This window comes from Caballeronia grimmiae (assembly GCF_000698555.1).
In the GTDB taxonomy this organism is placed as follows: domain Bacteria; phylum Pseudomonadota; class Gammaproteobacteria; order Burkholderiales; family Burkholderiaceae; genus Caballeronia; species Caballeronia grimmiae.
Genome location: NZ_JFHE01000139.1, coordinates 1 through 540, shown reverse-complemented (window position 1 = coordinate 540; position 540 = coordinate 1). Strand labels below are relative to the sequence as shown.

The 540-nt window shown below is 65.9% G+C and carries 2 protein-coding genes; both read right to left on the bottom strand.

Going from position 1 to position 540, the window contains the following annotated elements; translation table 11 throughout:
• On the bottom strand, nucleotides 1-167 hold a 167-nt coding region (locus BG57_RS32200; RefSeq protein WP_277621560.1), incomplete at its 3' end, for a flagellar motor protein MotB.
• Between the two features lie 29 nt (nucleotides 168-196).
• Nucleotides 197-540: MotA/TolQ/ExbB proton channel family protein (locus BG57_RS30980; protein ID WP_035971163.1), on the bottom strand; the 344-nt coding region annotated here is incomplete at its 5' end.

The window sequence follows — 540 nt, the reverse complement described above, 5'->3', positions numbered from 1 at the left end:
CACATCAGCAGGAAGAACGCCATCATCGCGGTGACGAAGTCGGCGTAAGCGATCTTCCATGCACCGCCATGATGCCCGCCGTGGCCGCCGCCTTTCTTCTTGCGACGCACGACGACAGTGGGGGCGAGCACCGATTGCAACGGGTCGCGTGAGGGTCTTTCAGCCATGAGCGTGACTCCTTCGGATCAGGGCTTCGTCAGGCCGACTTCGGCATCTTGGTGGCGCGCACGGCGTCGTCCAGTTCCTGGAAGCTCGGACGGTCCGCGGTGAACAGCACCTTGCGGCCGAACTCCACCGCCACGGTCGGCGCGTAACCGTTCATCGACGCGAGCAGCACCGACTTCACGCACTGGAACGGCTTGGCTTCGGCCGCGCCCTTCGCGTTGAGCAGATCCGCGAGCGGTCCGATGAAACCATACGCGAGCAGAATGCCGAGGAAGGTGCCGACGAGCGCGCCGGCGATCATCTCGCCGAGCACGGCGGGCGCGGCGCCGACCGAACCCATCGTATGCACGACGCCCATCACCGCGGCGACGATGC